Origin of the sequence: Novipirellula herctigrandis (assembly GCA_007859835.1) — a bacterium.
Lineage (GTDB): Bacteria > Planctomycetota > Planctomycetia > Pirellulales > Pirellulaceae > Novipirellula_A > Novipirellula_A herctigrandis.
Window position 1 is genome coordinate 1250632 of the sequence record SJPJ01000001.1, and the last position, 17316, is coordinate 1267947.

Consider the following 17316-nt stretch of genomic DNA (forward strand, 5'->3'; position numbering starts at 1 on the left):
ATTGTTTATATACGGGTTAGCTACTGATATGTCTTGTTATCACACGACTGAGCCGTGTGATAACTCGTTTGCTTAAACGGGTAGCTGGCAATGCTAGCGGTTGATTATATCCCCATGGTTAACGCTTGACGCCGCAATGGGGACCGCTTAATCTTCTGCAGTGACGTTTTGTTCACAGTTGTGGCGTTATCGATTTCGCCGCTCATTCTATTGGCCATTAGCTATTGGGGAAAGCTGTATGTCTTTAGCCGAGTTTGAATATGTCTGTCATCGATATGTCGTGGGGAAAGATCAGGTTTGGTTTCCACGGTGGATGATGTCGTTTGCGCAGTTTCAATTAGGAGAGCGGGGAAAATCGGCTAAGCGAATCCAATTTGGTCATGACGATGTGATTCGATTTTCGCAGAGTTTGAGGGATTCGGGAACTCCTGCTTGGAAACGTTTGCAATGTGTCCGTGCGATTGACACTTATCAACATTTTGTATTGAAGCCAAGCAGTTTTGTTGATTTTTCGGAAGTGAAGCGGGTTCTTGGTGAGATTGCGGAGTGGGAGAAAGCTCGGGCTGATGGAGACGGAGAAATCTCGGTCGTTGCTGGTGAAGGTTCTGCGGGATTGATCGATGAGAACGAGCCGGAGGCGATTCAGCGGCTTCGTGTGCACTTTCGTTTAAAGAAGACACCTTTGTCGACTGAGCGAGCGTATGTGAGTTGGGTCTATCGTTTCATCAATCATTTGGACGACGAAAACTTGGAACGCTATGGGGAGCGAGAGATCGGAGAGTTTTTGACGGATTTGGCGTTAACGGACGTGGTTGGTTCGACTCAGAATCAGGCACTTCATGCGATATTGTGTTACTACAAACATGTGCTTTGCCGGGAGATGTCGATGATTTCTCGGTTGACGGCGAAGACCAGTGTTTTTCTGCCGGTTGTGTTAACGAAGTCGGAGGTTAGCGAGTTAATACACTGGATGATTGGCTACAAGCGAACGATGTTTTTGTTGATGTATGGAAGTGGGCTGCGGCACAAGGAGTGTCGGACGCTACGTATCAAGGACCTCTGTATTGATTCTCGTCAGATTGTGGTTCGCAAGGCGAAGGGGCAGAAGGACCGAGTGACTGTGTTACCCGAAGTGGCGATACGGTCGCTGCAAAATCAGATTCAGCAGTCGCGTTTGGTGCATGAGATGGATTTAGAGCAAGGTTTGGGGGATGTATATTTGCCGAATGCTTTGGCGAGGAAGTATCCCAATGCGGGGCGTGAATTTGGTTGGCAGTATTTGTTTCCATCACGTCAGCTTTCGCGTGATCCTCGTAGCGGTTCGCAGCGACGGCATCATGTTCACGAGAGAACGTTTGCCAATGCGATGAAGAATGCGCTTGGGCGAACGGAGATCGAAAAGTTAGCGACGCCTCATACGCTGAGGCATTCATTTGCAACGCACATGTTAGAAAATGGTGCTGATATTCGCACGGTGCAAGAGTTGTTGGGGCACAAGGACGTGAAAACGACGATGATTTATACGCACGTGATGAATCGTCCAGGATTGGCAGTGACGAGTCCGCTTGATGGGTTGTCGTCGGCACCCTGTGAGCTTGGTTGAGGGGGATCAGGTGTAGTTATCTGCACCTTCGGTACCGTGGGTGACCCGAAAGGTGAGAATCCTGATTGCTGCAAGCGTTCAGTGTAGCGGGATGAGATGGGCAATGCTAGACATTTTGTGCAGCGACATATGGAAATGGCATATTCAAGCTACGGGATAGTTTGCTTAGGTATTTTTGCGTGTTTATGACGTCTTTCGTTGCTGGCCAGTCACCGTGATTGGGGACGAAGTTCTTGAGTTGTGATCGGCTGCGGAGACAATTGGATGCGGGAACCGGATTGGCCCAGTTTGATTGATCTCGTCACAGGGACTTTTTGCAGGGTGTTTCGAAGGGTTGTGGCCAACAGCGGCTCGATTGGTGGTTGGTAAGGCGGGTGATGGGCGGTTGGGTGATGGGTGCTTGGGCGGTTGTTATCGGAAAAGCCGACAATCATTGTGGAGTGTGTGCATTTTCGGGCTCTCGATCCACTATTCTAGATGGTTGCGATAATGATTTTCGACCTACTTTTCTCTCTGAAGGAACTCGTCTTATGTTCAATGTTCGCTTGAGTATTGCTGTGGTTGCGGGTTTGATGTTGGTTGGTCTTGCGGTGGCGGAAGCCCCAGACGAACGGAGCGAGCGAGATTGTGTGAATGATGCGGTGATTGTCGAAAAGGGAATCGAATTGGCTCCGCATGTGTTCCTGGGGCAGCTGGGTGGTTTGACCGCCGAGGTTGTTGCCGAACCGCCGCAACCGCGGGGTGCACAGCATGGGGCTGGTGTTCAGCCTCAGGTTGTTCAGCCTCAGGGCGTTCAGCCCCATGTCGTTCAGCATGCGGGGATGCCAGGAGTGGCTCCGTCTCAACGAGCCGTATCCTCGGAAGGTGGGGCTGGGGGCACTGCGACGAAAGTTGCGCAAACGACGATGGAGCAACTCGATGAATTGTATTCCTTTTCGGTATCGAGTTTGTTGAAGGATTTGCCGAGGGTTTTGAGCGAAGAAGTTGGGGTGCCGGTGATGTTGGATGATCGCGGAGTCGCGTTCGCGGAGTTGAAGGCGGAGGAGGCGATGGTCGATTTTCAGGCATCTGGGGAAATACCATTGCGAACGGCGCTGCGTCAGATGCTTCGGCCACTTGGTTTAAAAGGAGTGGTCGAGGACGAGGGATTGGTGATCACGGCGGATCCGAGTGCACTGGTGCATCAAGGGATTGCAACATCGCGATGGCTGAGTGTTGATGCCGAGGCGGCTGGTGCAATCGAGAGGGCGTTGGAATCGCAAGCGGATGCTAATTTTTCGGATACGCCGCTTAAGGAAGCACTGAGTGTCCTTTCGGCCGAGCATGATTTGCCGATTCTTGTTGATGCACGATCGCTTGAAGAAATTGGGTTAACGACGGACACGCCCGTTTCTTTGGTGCGAAAGGATGTCAAATTAGAAAGCCTTTTGGATCTATTGCTGGGGTCTGTTGATTTAACGTTGAATGTCCAAGGCGACACGTTGACGGTAACGACACGGGAAGCGCGTGAATCAAAGGGAATGAGTCGCATTTATTGGTTGGAGGGAACCGGGGTGGCAAGGGGTTATCTCGGTTCGATCATGCAGGTGATTCAAGCGTCGATCGAGCCGGATCAATGGGAAGCGATGGGGGGATCGTCGACGATGTCGTCATTACAGACGGCACGTCCTGCATTGATTGTCAGCGCGACGTTTTCGATGCACCGTCAAATCGAGGCGTTGATTGACGTGCTTCGCGAAAACCACTTTGGCGGTGAGCCGGAGAACCCGGCAACTGCGGTTCCGGGTGTCCAGCCGTATGGTGGCGGCATGGGCGGCGGCATGGGTGGCGGCATGGGTGGAATGGGTGGTGGAATGGGTGGCGGCATGGGTGGAATGTTTTAGCCGGTCTCTACAAGGAGGAGACAATTCCGGTACACTCGGCGTTTTGAAATGAAGTGCGTCGCGTGCTGCGGGCAGATTGGGCCGTTACTGGCGTTGGGCCGCAGATGCGGACGCATGATTCTGTTACACAATATTCTTAAAGGGCGAAGCTTAGACGCATGGACAAGAAAGCCAAAAAACGTCTCGAAGTCATCAACAAAAAACTCACCAGTTTGCGTCCTCGGTTGGCGGGTTCTCGCGCTCAAGCAGATGATGCCGAGGAGCTGAAGCAACTGGAAGATGAAGTTGCGAAGTTAGAAGCCGAGGCGAAGCAGTTGAAGGAATCGAAGTAGCCATCCAGGGCAAATCCATTTTTCGGACCTTAGGGACATTAGCCCGCTGGTAAAACCCTTGCCCGGCTTCGAGTCGCCAACCGCGCGCAGGAGGCGTCAACCTCTCGCGCGGAGACGTCAACCTCTTGCGCAGGCGGGAGAGGTGACCTAGTAAGTAATCCTAAGCAGGATGCTGGTGTCCGGGAGTTTGGCACCGAGTAGCCATCCGCGTGGTTGATCGATCAAGCATGCGTGCGGATCGATGCCGTAAGAAACGATGCCGTAAGAATGGCCTAATAGCCTCGGTAGAAGCTATTGGAGTAAGGGTAAACGGGGCGTGTGTAGCTTGGTACTACATATTTTCGTGCGTTGTATTGCAGTGCGTTGTATTGCGGTGCGTTGTATTGCGGTGCGTTGTATTGCGGTGCGGCCATCAATGGGGCGGCGATGTCAGCGGGTGTAGGCATCGCGGTGCCTCGATGATAGCGGCGGCGCACTGTGTTTCCGTAAAAGTGGCCTGGGCGGTAGGGGCGATTTTCGATTGGCGTCGATTTGATTTGTTGTCGGTACGCCCCGGTTGCGACGACGACGGGTGACCATCCCGGTTCGGCAGCCGATGATTGGCCTGCGACGGACAAAGCCAGTCCGCAGGCAACGAAAAGGTTCAAAATACTTATTTTCATTATTGGGTCTCCTCAGGCATATTCGTGTACGCCCGTTTCTAATTCAAAAGGTGTGTATAATCATTGGCGAGTCGTTGGCACGTTACGATCGTCGAAAAATGGGTGTAGTGCAAGTTCCCTTCGCGATTCAGCGGAGAGTTCTTTTGAGCTGTCAATCATCGATGGGGTGATGGCCCCTGCAAAAGGGGTGGGGTCGGAAAATCCGCGCGGAAATTTTTTCAATGAAATTCAATACAAAACAGTCGGGGCGGGGAAAATCGTCACTCGGTGCGATTGGTATCGTCGTCCTTGTCGGCATTTACTCATTTGCTCAACCGGTCCTCAACGACCGGTACGGTTTGAACTTGCCCGCTTTGAGATCGAATCAAGCGGGGCAAGGGGCGGTCGCAGAGGTTTCGGACAATTCTAGTTCACTGCAAAGGGGCGAGACGCAAACGTCCGAAAAGAAGCGGACCGCCAGCAAGCCGTCGTCAAGCGGCACGGCGAATTCAGCAACGGTAAAACAGGACTCGGCTAAGTCGGGTACGAGTCAGCCGGGGATGAGCGAGCGAGCGCGAGGCCCGTTGGCGGACCGAATGAGTCCGACCAAGAGTGGCGCGAAGTCGGCAACGGTTTCGCCAGCCAGTTCTTCGTCGCGCCAGATCGATGCAAAGCAGGTCGAAGGGGCGGGTGATTCGGATTTGCTTTACGGATTGCTCCGCGAAGTGTCACCGAAGCGGTACATGTCGCCGGCGGGTTTGCAGTATGTGCCGGGCAGTGCCGAGGGGCATCGGCTTGAGCATTTACGTCGGCACACCAAAGACAACCCATCGCGCGCGGGCAGTCATGGGGTGTTTGATGGTGAGATGGAAGGGGCGTTAAAGACGATTGACAAAGCTTACGAGCGAGCCAAAAAGGGTACGCGAACGACCAAACGTACAGACGATGGTCGAACGATTTACACGGTCGACATGGGAGGTCGGATCGGCTACGTCGGGGGACGCGATGGCAATCGAAAACGGAAGCCGATGGCTCGCCGTGTCCGCATGGTCCTTGAGGGGACACGAGTGATTACCGCGTATCCGATGTAAGTGTTGGCATCTTGTTCTGATTTCTTGTCCTGTAAAGCATCGTTTTCTTAATTCCGGAGATTGACTAACCGTGAGTCCGAAACATTCCATTGACTTTTGTCCGATTTGTGGCGGTGGGCTTTGTGGTGTCCGAATCTGTGGCTTGAATGCCAACGACGAAACCAACGAATTGGTGGGGCATTACGAATTGGTCAAGCCGCACGGGTTGATCGTTTGTGACGAATGCGAAGCCATTTGGTTGGAGCCCGATACGTCGACGCCACATCAATACCCGGATGCCTGTGACGCGCGATGTCCGATTTGTAGCGAGCCGTTGTGGGGGAAACAGAGTCGGTGGGCCGATCTGCGTGATATTGCCGAGCTTGGTTGGACAGGTTGCACGAACCCGGAATTGGACGTGTATCCAGACGAGGGTTTGGTTTGACGTGTGTTGGTGTGTGTGGATAGCACGTGGGTTTTCATGCGAGCAAGTTCTTTATAGGGTGTGGTTTCCAGCGGCTGTATCCGGCCTTGGAAAATGCGTGCCGGCTTATCCATTTCCCGCGATCATTGATCGCTGTCCACTCGAATTTTTGCGTCGTTATCTTGTTAGAACGAATTTCCATTCCATCGTCGGTTGACCGGCGAGTTGTTTCCCCGGAAATCCGCCTTTGGATCAACGATGCTCGAAATCGTATCGAAGCGTTTCAGGATCGCTGGGACCGCCCCCTGATGGAACAGTTTGTTGCGGCGGATTACGAATTGGTTTACCAAACCCTTGCTTGGGCGATTGAGTCGCAGATGTTAATTGGTCGGCGGTTTTTGGAGTGGGGATGCGGGTTCGCGGTTGTTAGCGCTTTGGCGTCGACGTTGGATTTGGACGTGATCGGGATCGAAGCGGAAGCGGACCTCCTTGATCAAGGGCGTGGGTTGACGAAGGATTGGAACGTCAACCTTGAATTGGTGTGCGGCAATTTTTTGCCTGCGGATGCCGAGCATCTTGCGGATGACCCAACGTTACCGAGTCTCGGACACGCGGTGGAATCGGCTTATGAAATGATCGGATTGGACCTAGACGATTTTGCGATCGTGTATTCCTATCCGTGGCCGGGCGAGGATGACTTTCACGAACGAGTGTTTCAGCGGCATGCTGCACGGGGGGCATTGTTAATGCAGTTTTGCGGCCCGAACGATGTGCGGCTGTGGCGAAAACGCTCCTAAGTGATCAGATGGCCTAAGTGATGAGTAGAGATGCCTAGGGTGCTGTAATTTCGAAGATTGCTTCGATCTCGACTGCCATCTTTCCGGGTAGCGATGTTGCTCCGATTGCGCTGCGGGCTCCGACACCGGCGTCTTCGCCAAAGACGTCGCGAAACAGTTCGCTACATCCATTGATGACGGCGGGTTGTTGGTCGAAGTCGTCGGTACAGCGGACAAGACCTACCAGCTTTACCAGCCGTTTGATTTTATCCAGATTTCCGAGATGCGATTGGAGGGTTGCCAACATCGACAATCCGGTTAATCGTGCTGCGTCGAATCCGGCTTGCACGTCCATGTCGAGGCCGAGTCGCCCGGTGATCAATTTCTTGTCAACGCCGATTGGACCGTGGCCTGACAAGTGAGCCAAGTTTCCAACGACGATGACAGGTTTATACAGCCCCAATGCTTTTGGGCTTTCAGGTAGGGTGATCGCGAGTTGATTTAATTTGGCTTGTGGATTCATGCTTGTCTTTTTTACGAATTGTTTTGTGAGTAGGGCAACCGTCGAGGTGGTTAATATATGAAAAATCGTCACGGAAGGAATGATGGTCACATTGGGATCAAAACATTTCGATCTCCAGACCGGCAAATCTTTCGCCGAAGACATTTCCAAGGGCTGTCCAGTGATTTGCCAAGGTATTGGCAATTGCGAGTGAATTTTCAATGAGTGTGTCTGATGATGAATAACCCCACCAAGATATCGGTCGTCTTGCCGGTGCGTGACGGTGAGCATCGTATCGTCGCGCGGGTCGAACAGGTTCTCGAAGCGTTGGAGAGTCTGAGTAGCGATCCGGCAGAGATTGTTGTTGTTGATGATGGTAGTCGTGATTCGACGGCGGAAGTGCTCGACGAATTGGTCTCTCGGAATCCGCAAGTCCGCGTTGCGCGGCACAGTCGACCACGCGGCATGGAGGCGGCGGGTCAAACGGGACTGGAGCGGTCGCGGGGCGAATTGGTTTTCATTCAAGAGTCGGACTCGTCGGTTCGGATCGAAGATCTTCAACGGCTGTTGAAAATGAGCGAAGATCGTAGCGTTGTCGCGGCGCGAGCCGAGAGTCGTCCGCAGCCATTGTCGCCTGCGTTGCTTCGTCGGCTGCGAGCATGGGGCGCGGCAGCGGAGCGACAATTGGAAAAGGACGCGGAAGAAAAGAAGCAGGCGGTTCAGCCATGTTGTATGCAAATGGTGCGTAGACCTCACCTTCAACGATTGGCAGGCCGTGCGGGCGAGAGGGTGCGATTGGAAAGCGAAACGATGCGGTCGACTTCGCTTCCATGAGCACGCATCAATAAGCACGCTTCCATGAGCCTAAGGGGGGCCTTTGGGGAGGCGGTCTAATGCAATCACGACACCTGCAATCACGACACCTGCAATCACGACAACTGCGATCAACGGGTCGAAATGCAGAATCGATTCGCAGGAGCGATTGATGTGCTAATGGTTGTGTCGATCGCCGTGTCGGCAAACCTTCTCGGAATTGCTTTGAAATATTCCGAATTCCGCGTATCGCTCTGCGGGGTGATGGGCTCGGGAGTTACAGTGAAGCGTTCGAAACTCGCGATGAGTATGTGATGATGACGCGATGACTATGTGATGATTACTCCCTGAAGCACAGGAATCATAGGATGTCCGATTCGAGAGGTCTTAAAAAGCCGCTGTTGTACGCTTTGATTGTTTCCGTGTTATTGGGAGCGATTCTGGGCATTCTGTTGGTGCTTCGCAATACTTGGGGGTGGCTTGAGGTTCGAGTCATGTTGACCACTGTGGTTATCGCGGTTGCGAGCTTATGCGGTTTGGCATGCGATCTATCGAAGACGCCGTTCGGTTTGAATTTGTTGCCAAAGGCCGGTTTGGTGATGACGGGTATCACCGCCGCAATGTTGTTGCTGGGCATGTGGGGCGACGTGGACTCCGAAGTCTACTGGAAAATCTCGGCGGTGGTTTCGATTTTTGGTGTCGCGACCGTTCATGTTTGTTTGTTGTCCATCGCAAGGTTGGTCGGTCGTTTCCAATGGGTGTATTGGATTGGATGTCAAGTGATATTTGGCTTGGCGGTACTGTTAGCGACGATCATTTTTGGCGAGATTGAATCGGAGGGAATATGGCGGTTGGTGGCAACGATGTCGATTGTCGCTGCGGCGATCACGCTTGTTATCCCCATTTTGCACCGCATCGGCAGGATGGAATCGTCGCGAGAGGATTTGCTGATGCCAGTGGACCGTCGCAACATCGCATCGATTGATGAAGAGATCGCTTGCATGGAAAAGGAACTCGCTCGCATGCAACGACTGAGGAAGGAAATTGTGGAACGCGACACTCCGAAGGATGGGTGAATTGGCGAATGGATAAATTGACGAATGGATAAATTGACGTTGAGGCACGACATCATCAAGCGGGCTACTTGATATCAACGGAAACCATTCGCGACGCGTGTGCAGAAACGTTTTCCTTCGATTGGATCCGATGTATTTGTCGAGATTTCAGTGATCAATACCGGTTCGGGATCATTGCTTCTCGACTTCCAGCACATGCATGGTGGTTTTGAGGACTGCGTCGGGAGTTAGCGACATGCTATCGATCCCTTCTTTGACTAGGAATGCAGCGAACTCGGGGTAGTCGCTGGGAGCTTGTCCGCAGATGCCGATTTTCGCTCCTTTGGCTTTGGCGGTTTTTATCACGGATGAAATGGATCGTTTGACCGCTTCGTTGTTTTCGTCAAAGACGTGAGCGACAATTTCCGAGTCGCGATCGATACCGAGTGTGAGTTGAGTCAGGTCATTGGATCCGATCGAAAAGCCGTCGAAGATTTCGGCGAATTGATCAGCCAGAATCACGTTGCTGGGGATTTCGCACATGACATAGATTTCCAAGCCGTCTTGTCCGCGAACTAATCCATACCTTGCCATTTCTTCTTGAACTTTTCGGCCCTCTTCAACGGTCCGGCAAAACGGAATCATCAGTTTGACATTGCGGAGCCCCATTTCATCACGAACTTTTCGTGCCGCTTTACATTCAAGTCCAAAGGCGTCTCGAAATTGCGGGGAATAGTATCGTGATGCACCACGAAATCCTAGCATTGGGTTGTCTTCTTTGGGTTCATACTTTGCACCGCCGACCAGGTTGGCGTATTCGTTCGTTTTGAAATCGCTCAATCGGACAATCACGTCTTTGGGAAAAAATGCCGACGCGATCATGGCGATGCCTTCGGCTAGTCGGTCGATGTAGAATTTGGGTTTGTCGTGGTAGCCCATGGTTGCCTTGTCAACGGCGGCTCGTGTATCGTCATCAAGTTGATCGTAGTCCAACAATGCCTGCGGATGCACTTTGACATAGTTGCTAATGATAAATTCTTCTCGTGCGAGTCCGACGCCATCGTTGGGGATAGCAGAGAATGCGAACGCTTGGTCCGGAGTCGCGACATTCATCATGATTTTGGTATTTGGGCGTTGTTGGTCGCTCAGGTCGACGGACTCGACGTCGAACGGTAACGCACCTTGGTAGACGATGCCTTCATCTCCTTCGGCGCAACTGATCGTAACGGTTTGGCCGTCATTCAAGACTTCGGTGGCGTTAAGTGTTCCGACGATCGCTGGGAGCCCAAGTTCACGACTGACGATCGCGGCATGACAAGTACGCCCGCCACGGTTAGTGACAATCCCGGCGGCTCGTTTCATGACCGGTTCCCAGTCGGGGTCGGTTTTGTCGGTGACGAGGATTTCGCCATCGCGAAAGCCAGCCAAACCGTGGACATCACGAATGAGCCGTACGGGTCCGGAGCTAATTTTTTCCCCGATCGACCGTCCGGTTAATAGTATCGATGAGCGTTCTCGGAGGTGGTATCTTTCGAGTGTCGTCGGCGACTTGCGGGATTGAACGGTCTCGGGACGTGCCTGTACGATGAACAAATCGCCTGTCCGCCCGTCCTTTGCCCATTCCATATCCATCGGGCATGCTTGTCCACGAAGTTGGCTGTAGTGATCTTCAATCTGGCAAGCCCAACGTGCCAATTGCAAGATATCATCGTCTTCTAGAGCAAAGCAATTCGCTTGCTCGGGGCTAACCGGAACGTTCTTGGTCATTTTGCTGCCGCCAATGTCGTACACCATTTTCATCGCTTTGGTGCCGATAGTTTTGTTTAGGATTGGGCGGAATCCTTTCTTGAGGGTCGGTTTAAATACATAGTATTCGTCTGGATTGACGCTTCCCTGCACGACATTTTCACCAAGGCCAAAGGCTGCGTTAATCAGCACAGCGTCACGGAATCCGGTTTCGGTATCAATCGAAAACATCACGCCTGAAGTTGCCAAGTCGGAGCGAACCATTTGTTGAACGCCGATCGACAACGCGACACGCATCGAATCGTATCCGTGATTGGCACGGTACGAGATTGCTCGGTCGGTGAACAACGAGGCAAAGCAACGACGGCAAGCGTCCAGCACGGAAGCTTGGCCACGAACATTCAAGTACGTTTCTTGTTGGCCCGCGAAACTAGCGTCGGGAAGATCTTCGGCCGTGGCACTGCTACGCACAGCGACATCGGCTAAGTCATGCCGTTCTTCGCAAAGGTGGTGGTAGGCTTCGACGATCGCGTGCGAGATGGGTTCGGGAAGAGGCGTGTCCAAGATTAGGTGGCGAATGGCCATGCCATGATGCTGAAGATTATCGATGTCTCCGACGTTTATGCCGCTGAGGATTTGCGAGATTTTTTCGTCCAAACCGGTTTCATTGAGAAACATTCGATAGGCCGCAGCCGTGGTTGCGAACCCGTTGGGAACACGAATTCCGCGCGGCGTCAGTTGGCGATACATTTCCCCAAGGGAAGCATTTTTCCCGCCAACTATCGGAACATCATCCATACCAATTTGATCAAACCAGCGGATAAGATCGGTAGACACGTCGGTAACAACGCTCATGGTATTTCTCGCATTAAAGGAAGCAAAACTAGCGTCCCAAACAAGAGGTTGTTGGTATGACGCATAGGGTGATAGCTTCGCAAACTCTGTTCCAAATGGTTTTTGTGGAAACAAAATAATGAAGGTGAACAACTTCGCACACAATTGGGTTCGTAACGTGCTTTGGCGTCACAGTTTTGTGCGTGGAAATTTTCAGAACTCAGAACACTGTGTTGGGGCTTCACGAAGTGGGGCGGGGCTTCACGCAGTGCGGCGGGGCTTCACGCAGTGGAGCGGGCATTGGCTAGGAAAGCGGTAGTCGTGGGTTGAGAAAAACCCGTCTATGCTTTGTGGCCATAGCAATCGCCCGTTTCGAAAGACGCGACGGGTGTCGGGTCGACGTAGTCGTTGATGTGAGTGAGCGGGTCCGAATATTCCAATTGCATCATGCGGAGCGGGCCAAACTCAACGTTTGGTCGTGCTTGAAGAAAATCGAGCAGAGATTTGTAGGGGCTGTTATCGAGGAACCTGCTGATTCCGTCGATCATTTTGTGCACGACCTCGGGACCCTCTCGGTAGATTTCGGAGGTTACCATCACTGCGTTCGCGCCAGCGATCATCGCCTTGATCGCATCTTCGGCCGAACGCACTCCGCCGCTGGCGGCGATTGAAATGTCGAGTTCGCCAGCGCGAGCATGAACGATCCCTTCGAGGGTTCCACCTAAGGAATGGACTGGGGAAAGTTCCCATCGAATGGTCCAACGCATTTGGTCTATGTGGACATCCCACTCCGGCAAATGGGTAAAGAGAATCAATCCGTCGGCGCCCGCATTTTGTAACTTTTTTGCGATCGATGCGAGATTCGTGAATCGCTTATGTAGTTTGACGGCCACCGGTATCGAAATATTTTCGCATAGACGGCGAACCGTGTCGACGAAGTGCTGTTCCACTTGATCAGAAGATTCTTCGGGAAGCGAGATGATCGGCGGCCAACTTAATTGCAATGCATCCGCTCCGGCGGCTTGGATTTCCTTGGCATAGTCAATCCAATGTTCAACACTTGAACCGCTGATGCTGGCGAAAATTGGGATCTGCTCGCAGAGTTTTAGTTGACGAATCGCGGCGAGATAGTTGTCGACGCCGCCATTGTATCGGTCTTGCAGTGGTTGGTAGCCGCTGCGCTCGATCGCGTGTTCCGGGTCCACTGAACGTATCGTCGCGTACAGAATCTGTTCTTGGAGTATTGAAGGTAACACGATCGCGCCGACGCCTGCGCAGGCGAGTTGACGGACCATTTCCGGCTCGATCGTCAATGGACACGAGCCCGCGATCACGGGTGACTTCAGCTCTATCCCCAAGAATGTAGTGGCCAATTCAGAGTTCATGGTTTGTCCGGTGGCTGAAGGGGGTAATGCTTCTGGCTGTTCAGACGAAACTGTGGGCAAACAAAACTTTGGGCAGGCGAAACCGTGCGCAGATCGAACTGTGCACCTAAAAAGAAATCACTCTGTTTCTCTCCATGCACGACTACAGGCATTTTCGAATGCGATCGAAACCGCTTCTGATTTCGCTTGCCACAAGTTTTACTGCTTCGTAAACGTCATCCGCCGATTCCCCAACGGCTTCTTTTATTGGTGTGTACCGTTCATCGAGAGAATCGAATTTGCGGTCCAGCGAGTCCCACTGATCCTGCAATTCTTTCGTACCAAGATGCATTTGAAGTTTCAATTCATCTCGCTCGTGCTTAAGGCCACGGACGAGTTCCGCAACCAATTTGTCTTGATCTTTCATCCGAATTATCCTTTTTTCTTTCAACGTAGCAGGTTACCCACCAGCTTGGATTGCTATGGAGTTCGGCTGAAACCGCCGTGTCCAAGCCGATTGTTTTGATGTCGGTAGAGACCGTGATCGAATTGACGCAACATGCATGCCAAACCGTTTTTTCACAGCATGTTCACACGTTTTTAGGCATCGTTTTTTTGGCTTGCCGTGGAAGGGCTGACACGTGGAGTGTGCGTAAACGGCTAATCAAGTATGCAAGTGCGTCGATTCAGCACGCATTGCGTGTTTGGGCTGGCCCTACGGCGTCGGAGGCAGTTTTGGGGATATTCAGTCAGAAGTGTTGCTAATTTGCGCGACCAATGGAAATCCCAAAATCTTAGCCGAGACCGAATGCTAGGCGAGACCGAATGCGAGGCGAGACCGAATGCTAGCCGAGACCGAATGCTAGGCGAGACCTCGTAAATGATCAGCGGCGCGGCGCTAGCCGGTGACCCTGGAAATACCCGCGGCTAGTGTATTGCGGCTCACATCAGCGTGCGTCAATTCACCGTCGAGGCCATCGTGCCATTGTTGGCCGGATGAGGTTGCTGGACCAAAACCATTTCTGATTTGGCATTGGGGCACTTTCAAGCTAACGGTTTGATTCGTGCCAATGCTCGTTAGCGTGATGCCAACGTTTGGAACCGGGGCGGCTTATTTTCATTGGAGTCGGTGTTGGCACTTTTTGGGGAGCCACGAGATGAGTTCGTGGATGCTTGGGGCGGTTGGTAAAACAGGCCATGAAGCAAGGCTGCGATCGGATAGTGCTGCGCAGAATTTGCGAAGAACAGTCAAGAATGATCGCTTTTTTTGCTTTCGCGGAGTCCGGTATACGAATGTCTTCAGGATAATCCCTAGTCAAAATTAACGGCTCTTGCCGATGTTCGATGCTTGCAGAATTCGAAATACTTAAGCAAATCGAAAGCCGTTACTTCGCCTATTCTCAAGGAAACCTGTATGCCCGCCACTCTATCAGCCGAGTTCACCGCCGAGACGTACTTCCGAATCCATGCAACCGCGTGTATGAGCCAAGTGCGATCCGAACGGGTTGAGCGAGAAGCATTGCGGATTATCGCTGCTCACCCACATTTTCGTGGCCTTGCTTCTGCGGTTGAGGTGGAGTGCCGAGATGGCAGGTTGGTTTTGACGGGTCGAGTGCCAACGTTTTTCTATAAGCAACTTTTGCAGGAAGCATTACGAACGCTCGATGGTGTCCACACAATTAACAATCAAGTCATGGTGGAAAGCACCAACTGCTAGGTGTTTTGCTATTGACATCGCGAAGGTTGAGGATTCGGGTTACGCCATTGGGGAAAAATGAATAACACAGTCCTTGTCGCTGACAGTGACCCGGAATGGGTTGACGTTGCCGCTCGCTATCTTTCTCGCCACGGGTACGATGTCGCTACTGCCATCAATGGTTTGGAGTGTTTAAGTGTTTGGCGAAAACAATCGCCGGAGATCATGGTGCTAGAGGATGAAATGCTTTGGGGAGGAAGTGACGGATTCATTGGCGTGGTTCGGGAAGCGGAAAACGGTGAAGGGATCTATCGGGAAAAGGATTTGACCATCATTGTGACGACAACTCGATCGACGAACCAAATCAAAGGTCTTTACCACTGGCCTCACGTCTCGGCGGTTCTGCGAAAACCGTTTGGATTATCGGAACTTCGCGAGCAAATGCTTTTGACGACTAAGACGCTCCGGCCCAAGGCCACGAACTTTCGATCTCAAGTTCAACAACTGTTGGCAGCAACCATTGCACCTGGGATTCTCCGCTCGGCGACGAAGCCTTTAAAGTGATTGATTGTCTCAAGCCAAGACATTTGTTCGCGACCTGATTTGATGGTGACGCACCCATTTTTTGGATAAATGGTTGGGGGATTGTCTGGCCGCGACCGTGCAGTATCGCCCAGCGGTGTGCTGAAATGTTGCAAGCAAAACGGTCGTCGAATATTAAATGTCGTTTGGATTTAGGGCTTATCTGGTAACCGGCAAAGATTTGGATCGACGAACCAGGGCTGATTATGGTCGAGTTCTAAACTTGTCCATCCGGTTGGCGATTTCATTCGTTTTCCCTACCGTCTAGGCCGATCTCCGGCCACTGTGCAATCGAAATCTCTGTGAGTTGTAGGTGTTTTGAGGGCAAACGGCACGGGGAATGCAATTTCTGTTTTTGAAGCGTATCCACATGTAGCGACGGGCAGCGGTAGCAGTGGAGATGCGAATGAATCAGGAATCGAAGAAGTCAACTCGGATCTTGATCGTTGACGATCATGCAATGGTGCGTGAAGGGTTAGCGACGTTTCTATCCAATCAGCCCGGCATGCAAGTTTGTGGCGAAGCGTCGGGTGCCTCGGAGGCGATGCGACAGATCGAACAGAATCGACCCGACTTTATGATTGTTGATATGTCGCTAAAGGTGGGGCACGGCATCGAGCTAATCAAGCAAGTTCATGCGCTGGATCCGAGCATCAAGATGTTAGGCCTTTCGATGCATGACGAATGTTTATATGCCGAACGGGCGATTCGTGCGGGAGCGATGGGGTATTTGAGTAAAGAGCACTCGCGGACCCTCATCATTGATGCGATTCGTACGATCTTGCGCGGTCAAGTGTTTCTGAGCGACGCGATGACGAGTCGTTTGTTGAAACGCTCAATAGGAAAAGAAGAGGATAGTATCAAAGAACCGATCGACACTTTGTCGGATCGTGAGATGCAGGTGTTTCAGCTGATTGGTCAAGGCATTACGGTTCGTGAAATAGCCAATAAGTTGGAACTAAGTCCCAAAACGGTTGAAACCTACCGTGAAAATATCAAAGCGAAACTCGGGCTTGATAATGCAACGGAGTTAATTCGCCATGCTGTGCTTCGGTTCATCGAAGAGACGTGAGCATTGATGTTCTGTTCCGCAAAGGCTGTGTTTCAATGCAATGGCTGTGTTTCAATGCAATGGCTGTGTTTCAATGCAATGGCTGTGTTTATCGGGCCGCGATTTAATTTGTTGCCAAATACGGTGACCAAATTAGATTGTGCAGGCCTTAGTCACGAGCAGACTGTTTGTCACGAGTCGATGGTCTTTGCTGGTCAGGCAGGTTGATGGTGGGTGAGCAAGGAAGCGACTCGAGGTGGCATTCGCTTTGCACTGCTTTGGCAATGATCGTCGGAAAACAACAAACCGGTTAGTGGTTCGATCGACAACATGCCCATAATAGGAGCGTATTTCATGAATGCTTCAGCAATTGCTGCCTTTGAAAGCACGGTGCAGAAATCAAACGAATGGGTGAACGAAGTGATGGATGAAATGTGCTGGGATGATCCGCAGCGTGCATACCATGGACTTCGTGCCGTACTGCACACTTTGCGTGACCGATTGCCACTCGCGGAAGCGGTCGATTTGTCGTCGCAATTACCGATGCTGGTTCGCGGCGTCTATTTCGAAGGATGGCGACCCAACCGAACGGTAAGGCCTGATCGAACCAAAGAGGAATTCTTGCAACATATCTTTGACGCATTCCCGGGCGATTTCGAAGTTGATCCCGAGGAATTGGTTTGGGCGGTCTTTCGTGTTATGGCACGCCACATTACCAAAGGCGAGATTGATGACATCAAAGCGACGTTGCCAGTGAAATTCCGTGAATTTTGGCCTGCGTAATCGGTCCGCGTAATCGATCCGCGCAGTCGCATGGATCAAAGCAACGGTAGTCGCCTTCATTTTAGGCCAAGTTGGAGTGCGTGTATCAAGAGTCATCGTGGCTTTCGCCGAGTTTGCCTTTTGGTTGCGTTTGCGTGACATGGGCCGCTGCGCAGGAGTAG

Annotated in this window: 18 protein-coding genes; 12 read left to right on the plus strand and 6 right to left on the minus strand. The window is 51.9% G+C overall.

The genetic code is table 11. The annotated features are described in order from the left end of the window. Positions 1–238: 238 nt before the first annotated feature. The 3 genes from CA13_RS04370 to CA13_RS34685 all read left to right on the plus strand — a co-directional run bounded on the left by CA13_RS04370 (position 239) and on the right by CA13_RS34685 (position 3818). Complete coding sequence (locus tag CA13_RS04370; RefSeq protein WP_419193929.1) at positions 239–1603, plus strand: integron integrase; 1365 nt, start codon at positions 239–241, stop codon at positions 1601–1603. Positions 1604–2133: 530 nt separating this feature from the next. After that, on the plus strand, positions 2134–3486 hold the full coding sequence (locus CA13_RS04375) for a hypothetical protein (RefSeq protein WP_146394763.1): 1353 nt from the start codon (positions 2134–2136) through the stop codon (positions 3484–3486). 158 nt (positions 3487–3644) lie between these two features. Then, positions 3645–3818, plus strand: a complete 174-nt coding sequence (locus tag CA13_RS34685) for a hypothetical protein (RefSeq protein ID WP_419193930.1) — start codon at positions 3645–3647, stop codon at positions 3816–3818. Positions 3819–4090: 272 nt separating this feature from the next. On the opposite strand, the gene CA13_RS04380 is transcribed toward CA13_RS34685, so the two are convergent. Next, positions 4091–4480, minus strand: coding sequence for a hypothetical protein (locus tag CA13_RS04380; protein ID WP_146394764.1), 390 nt, complete (start codon positions 4478–4480; stop codon positions 4091–4093). Between the two features lie 221 nt (positions 4481–4701). Between CA13_RS04380 and CA13_RS04385 the strand changes: the two genes are divergently transcribed. From CA13_RS04385 to CA13_RS04395, 3 genes are all read left to right on the plus strand, one after another. Further along, positions 4702–5550, plus strand: a complete 849-nt coding sequence (locus CA13_RS04385) for a hypothetical protein (protein WP_146394765.1) — start codon at positions 4702–4704, stop codon at positions 5548–5550. 70 nt (positions 5551–5620) lie between these two features. Continuing rightward, a complete protein-coding gene (locus CA13_RS04390) occupies positions 5621–5974 on the plus strand; it encodes a hypothetical protein (protein WP_146394766.1) in 354 nt (117 codons plus the stop codon). Positions 5975–6135: 161 nt separating this feature from the next. Beyond that, positions 6136–6750 (plus strand): class I SAM-dependent methyltransferase, encoded by a 615-nt coding sequence (locus CA13_RS04395; protein WP_146394767.1) that lies wholly within the window; start codon positions 6136–6138, stop codon positions 6748–6750. Between the two features lie 34 nt (positions 6751–6784). Here CA13_RS04395 and CA13_RS04400 read toward each other — a convergent pair whose 3' ends face one another. After that, positions 6785–7252, minus strand: coding sequence for a RidA family protein (locus CA13_RS04400; RefSeq protein WP_146394768.1), 468 nt, complete (start codon positions 7250–7252; stop codon positions 6785–6787). Between the two features lie 213 nt (positions 7253–7465). Here CA13_RS04400 and CA13_RS04405 point away from each other — a divergent pair, with 213 nt between their 5' ends. Together CA13_RS04405 and CA13_RS04410 are read left to right on the plus strand one after the other, a co-directional pair. Then, complete coding sequence (locus CA13_RS04405) at positions 7466–8065, plus strand: glycosyltransferase family 2 protein (protein WP_146394769.1); 600 nt, start codon at positions 7466–7468, stop codon at positions 8063–8065. Positions 8066–8412: 347 nt separating this feature from the next. After that, complete coding sequence (locus tag CA13_RS04410; RefSeq protein WP_146394770.1) at positions 8413–9120, plus strand: hypothetical protein; 708 nt, start codon at positions 8413–8415, stop codon at positions 9118–9120. A 171-nt stretch (positions 9121–9291) separates the two neighbouring features. Here CA13_RS04410 and ppsA read toward each other — a convergent pair whose 3' ends face one another. The 3 genes from ppsA to CA13_RS04425 all read right to left on the minus strand — a co-directional run bounded on the left by ppsA (position 9292) and on the right by CA13_RS04425 (position 13470). Continuing rightward, a complete protein-coding gene (gene ppsA / locus CA13_RS04415; protein WP_146394771.1) occupies positions 9292–11700 on the minus strand; it encodes a phosphoenolpyruvate synthase in 2409 nt (802 codons plus the stop codon). Between the two features lie 320 nt (positions 11701–12020). Next, on the minus strand, positions 12021–13064 hold the full coding sequence (locus CA13_RS04420) for a beta/alpha barrel domain-containing protein (protein ID WP_146394772.1): 1044 nt from the start codon (positions 13062–13064) through the stop codon (positions 12021–12023). Between the two features lie 142 nt (positions 13065–13206). Then, positions 13207–13470 carry a hypothetical protein gene (locus CA13_RS04425; protein ID WP_146394773.1) on the minus strand — a complete coding sequence of 88 codons (264 nt, stop codon included), beginning with the start codon at positions 13468–13470 and terminating at the stop codon, positions 13207–13209. A gap of 987 nt (positions 13471–14457) precedes the next feature. Between CA13_RS04425 and CA13_RS04430 the strand changes: the two genes are divergently transcribed. From CA13_RS04430 to CA13_RS04440, 3 genes are all read left to right on the plus strand, one after another. Continuing rightward, positions 14458–14760 (plus strand): BON domain-containing protein, encoded by a 303-nt coding sequence (locus CA13_RS04430; RefSeq protein ID WP_146394774.1) that lies wholly within the window; start codon positions 14458–14460, stop codon positions 14758–14760. Positions 14761–14817: 57 nt separating this feature from the next. Further along, positions 14818–15303, plus strand: coding sequence for a response regulator (locus CA13_RS04435; protein ID WP_146394775.1), 486 nt, complete (start codon positions 14818–14820; stop codon positions 15301–15303). Between the two features lie 424 nt (positions 15304–15727). Beyond that, positions 15728–16393, plus strand: coding sequence for a response regulator transcription factor (locus CA13_RS04440; RefSeq protein ID WP_146394776.1), 666 nt, complete (start codon positions 15728–15730; stop codon positions 16391–16393). A gap of 194 nt (positions 16394–16587) precedes the next feature. Here CA13_RS04440 and CA13_RS34690 read toward each other — a convergent pair whose 3' ends face one another. Further along, positions 16588–16728 (minus strand): hypothetical protein, encoded by a 141-nt coding sequence (locus CA13_RS34690; protein ID WP_419193931.1) that lies wholly within the window; start codon positions 16726–16728, stop codon positions 16588–16590. Here CA13_RS34690 and CA13_RS04445 point away from each other — a divergent pair. Then, positions 16727–17155 carry a DUF2267 domain-containing protein gene (locus CA13_RS04445; protein WP_146394777.1) on the plus strand — a complete coding sequence of 143 codons (429 nt, stop codon included), beginning with the start codon at positions 16727–16729 and terminating at the stop codon, positions 17153–17155. The two genes, CA13_RS34690 and CA13_RS04445, sit on opposite strands and share 2 nt — an antisense overlap. Positions 17156–17316: the final 161 nt, after the last annotated feature.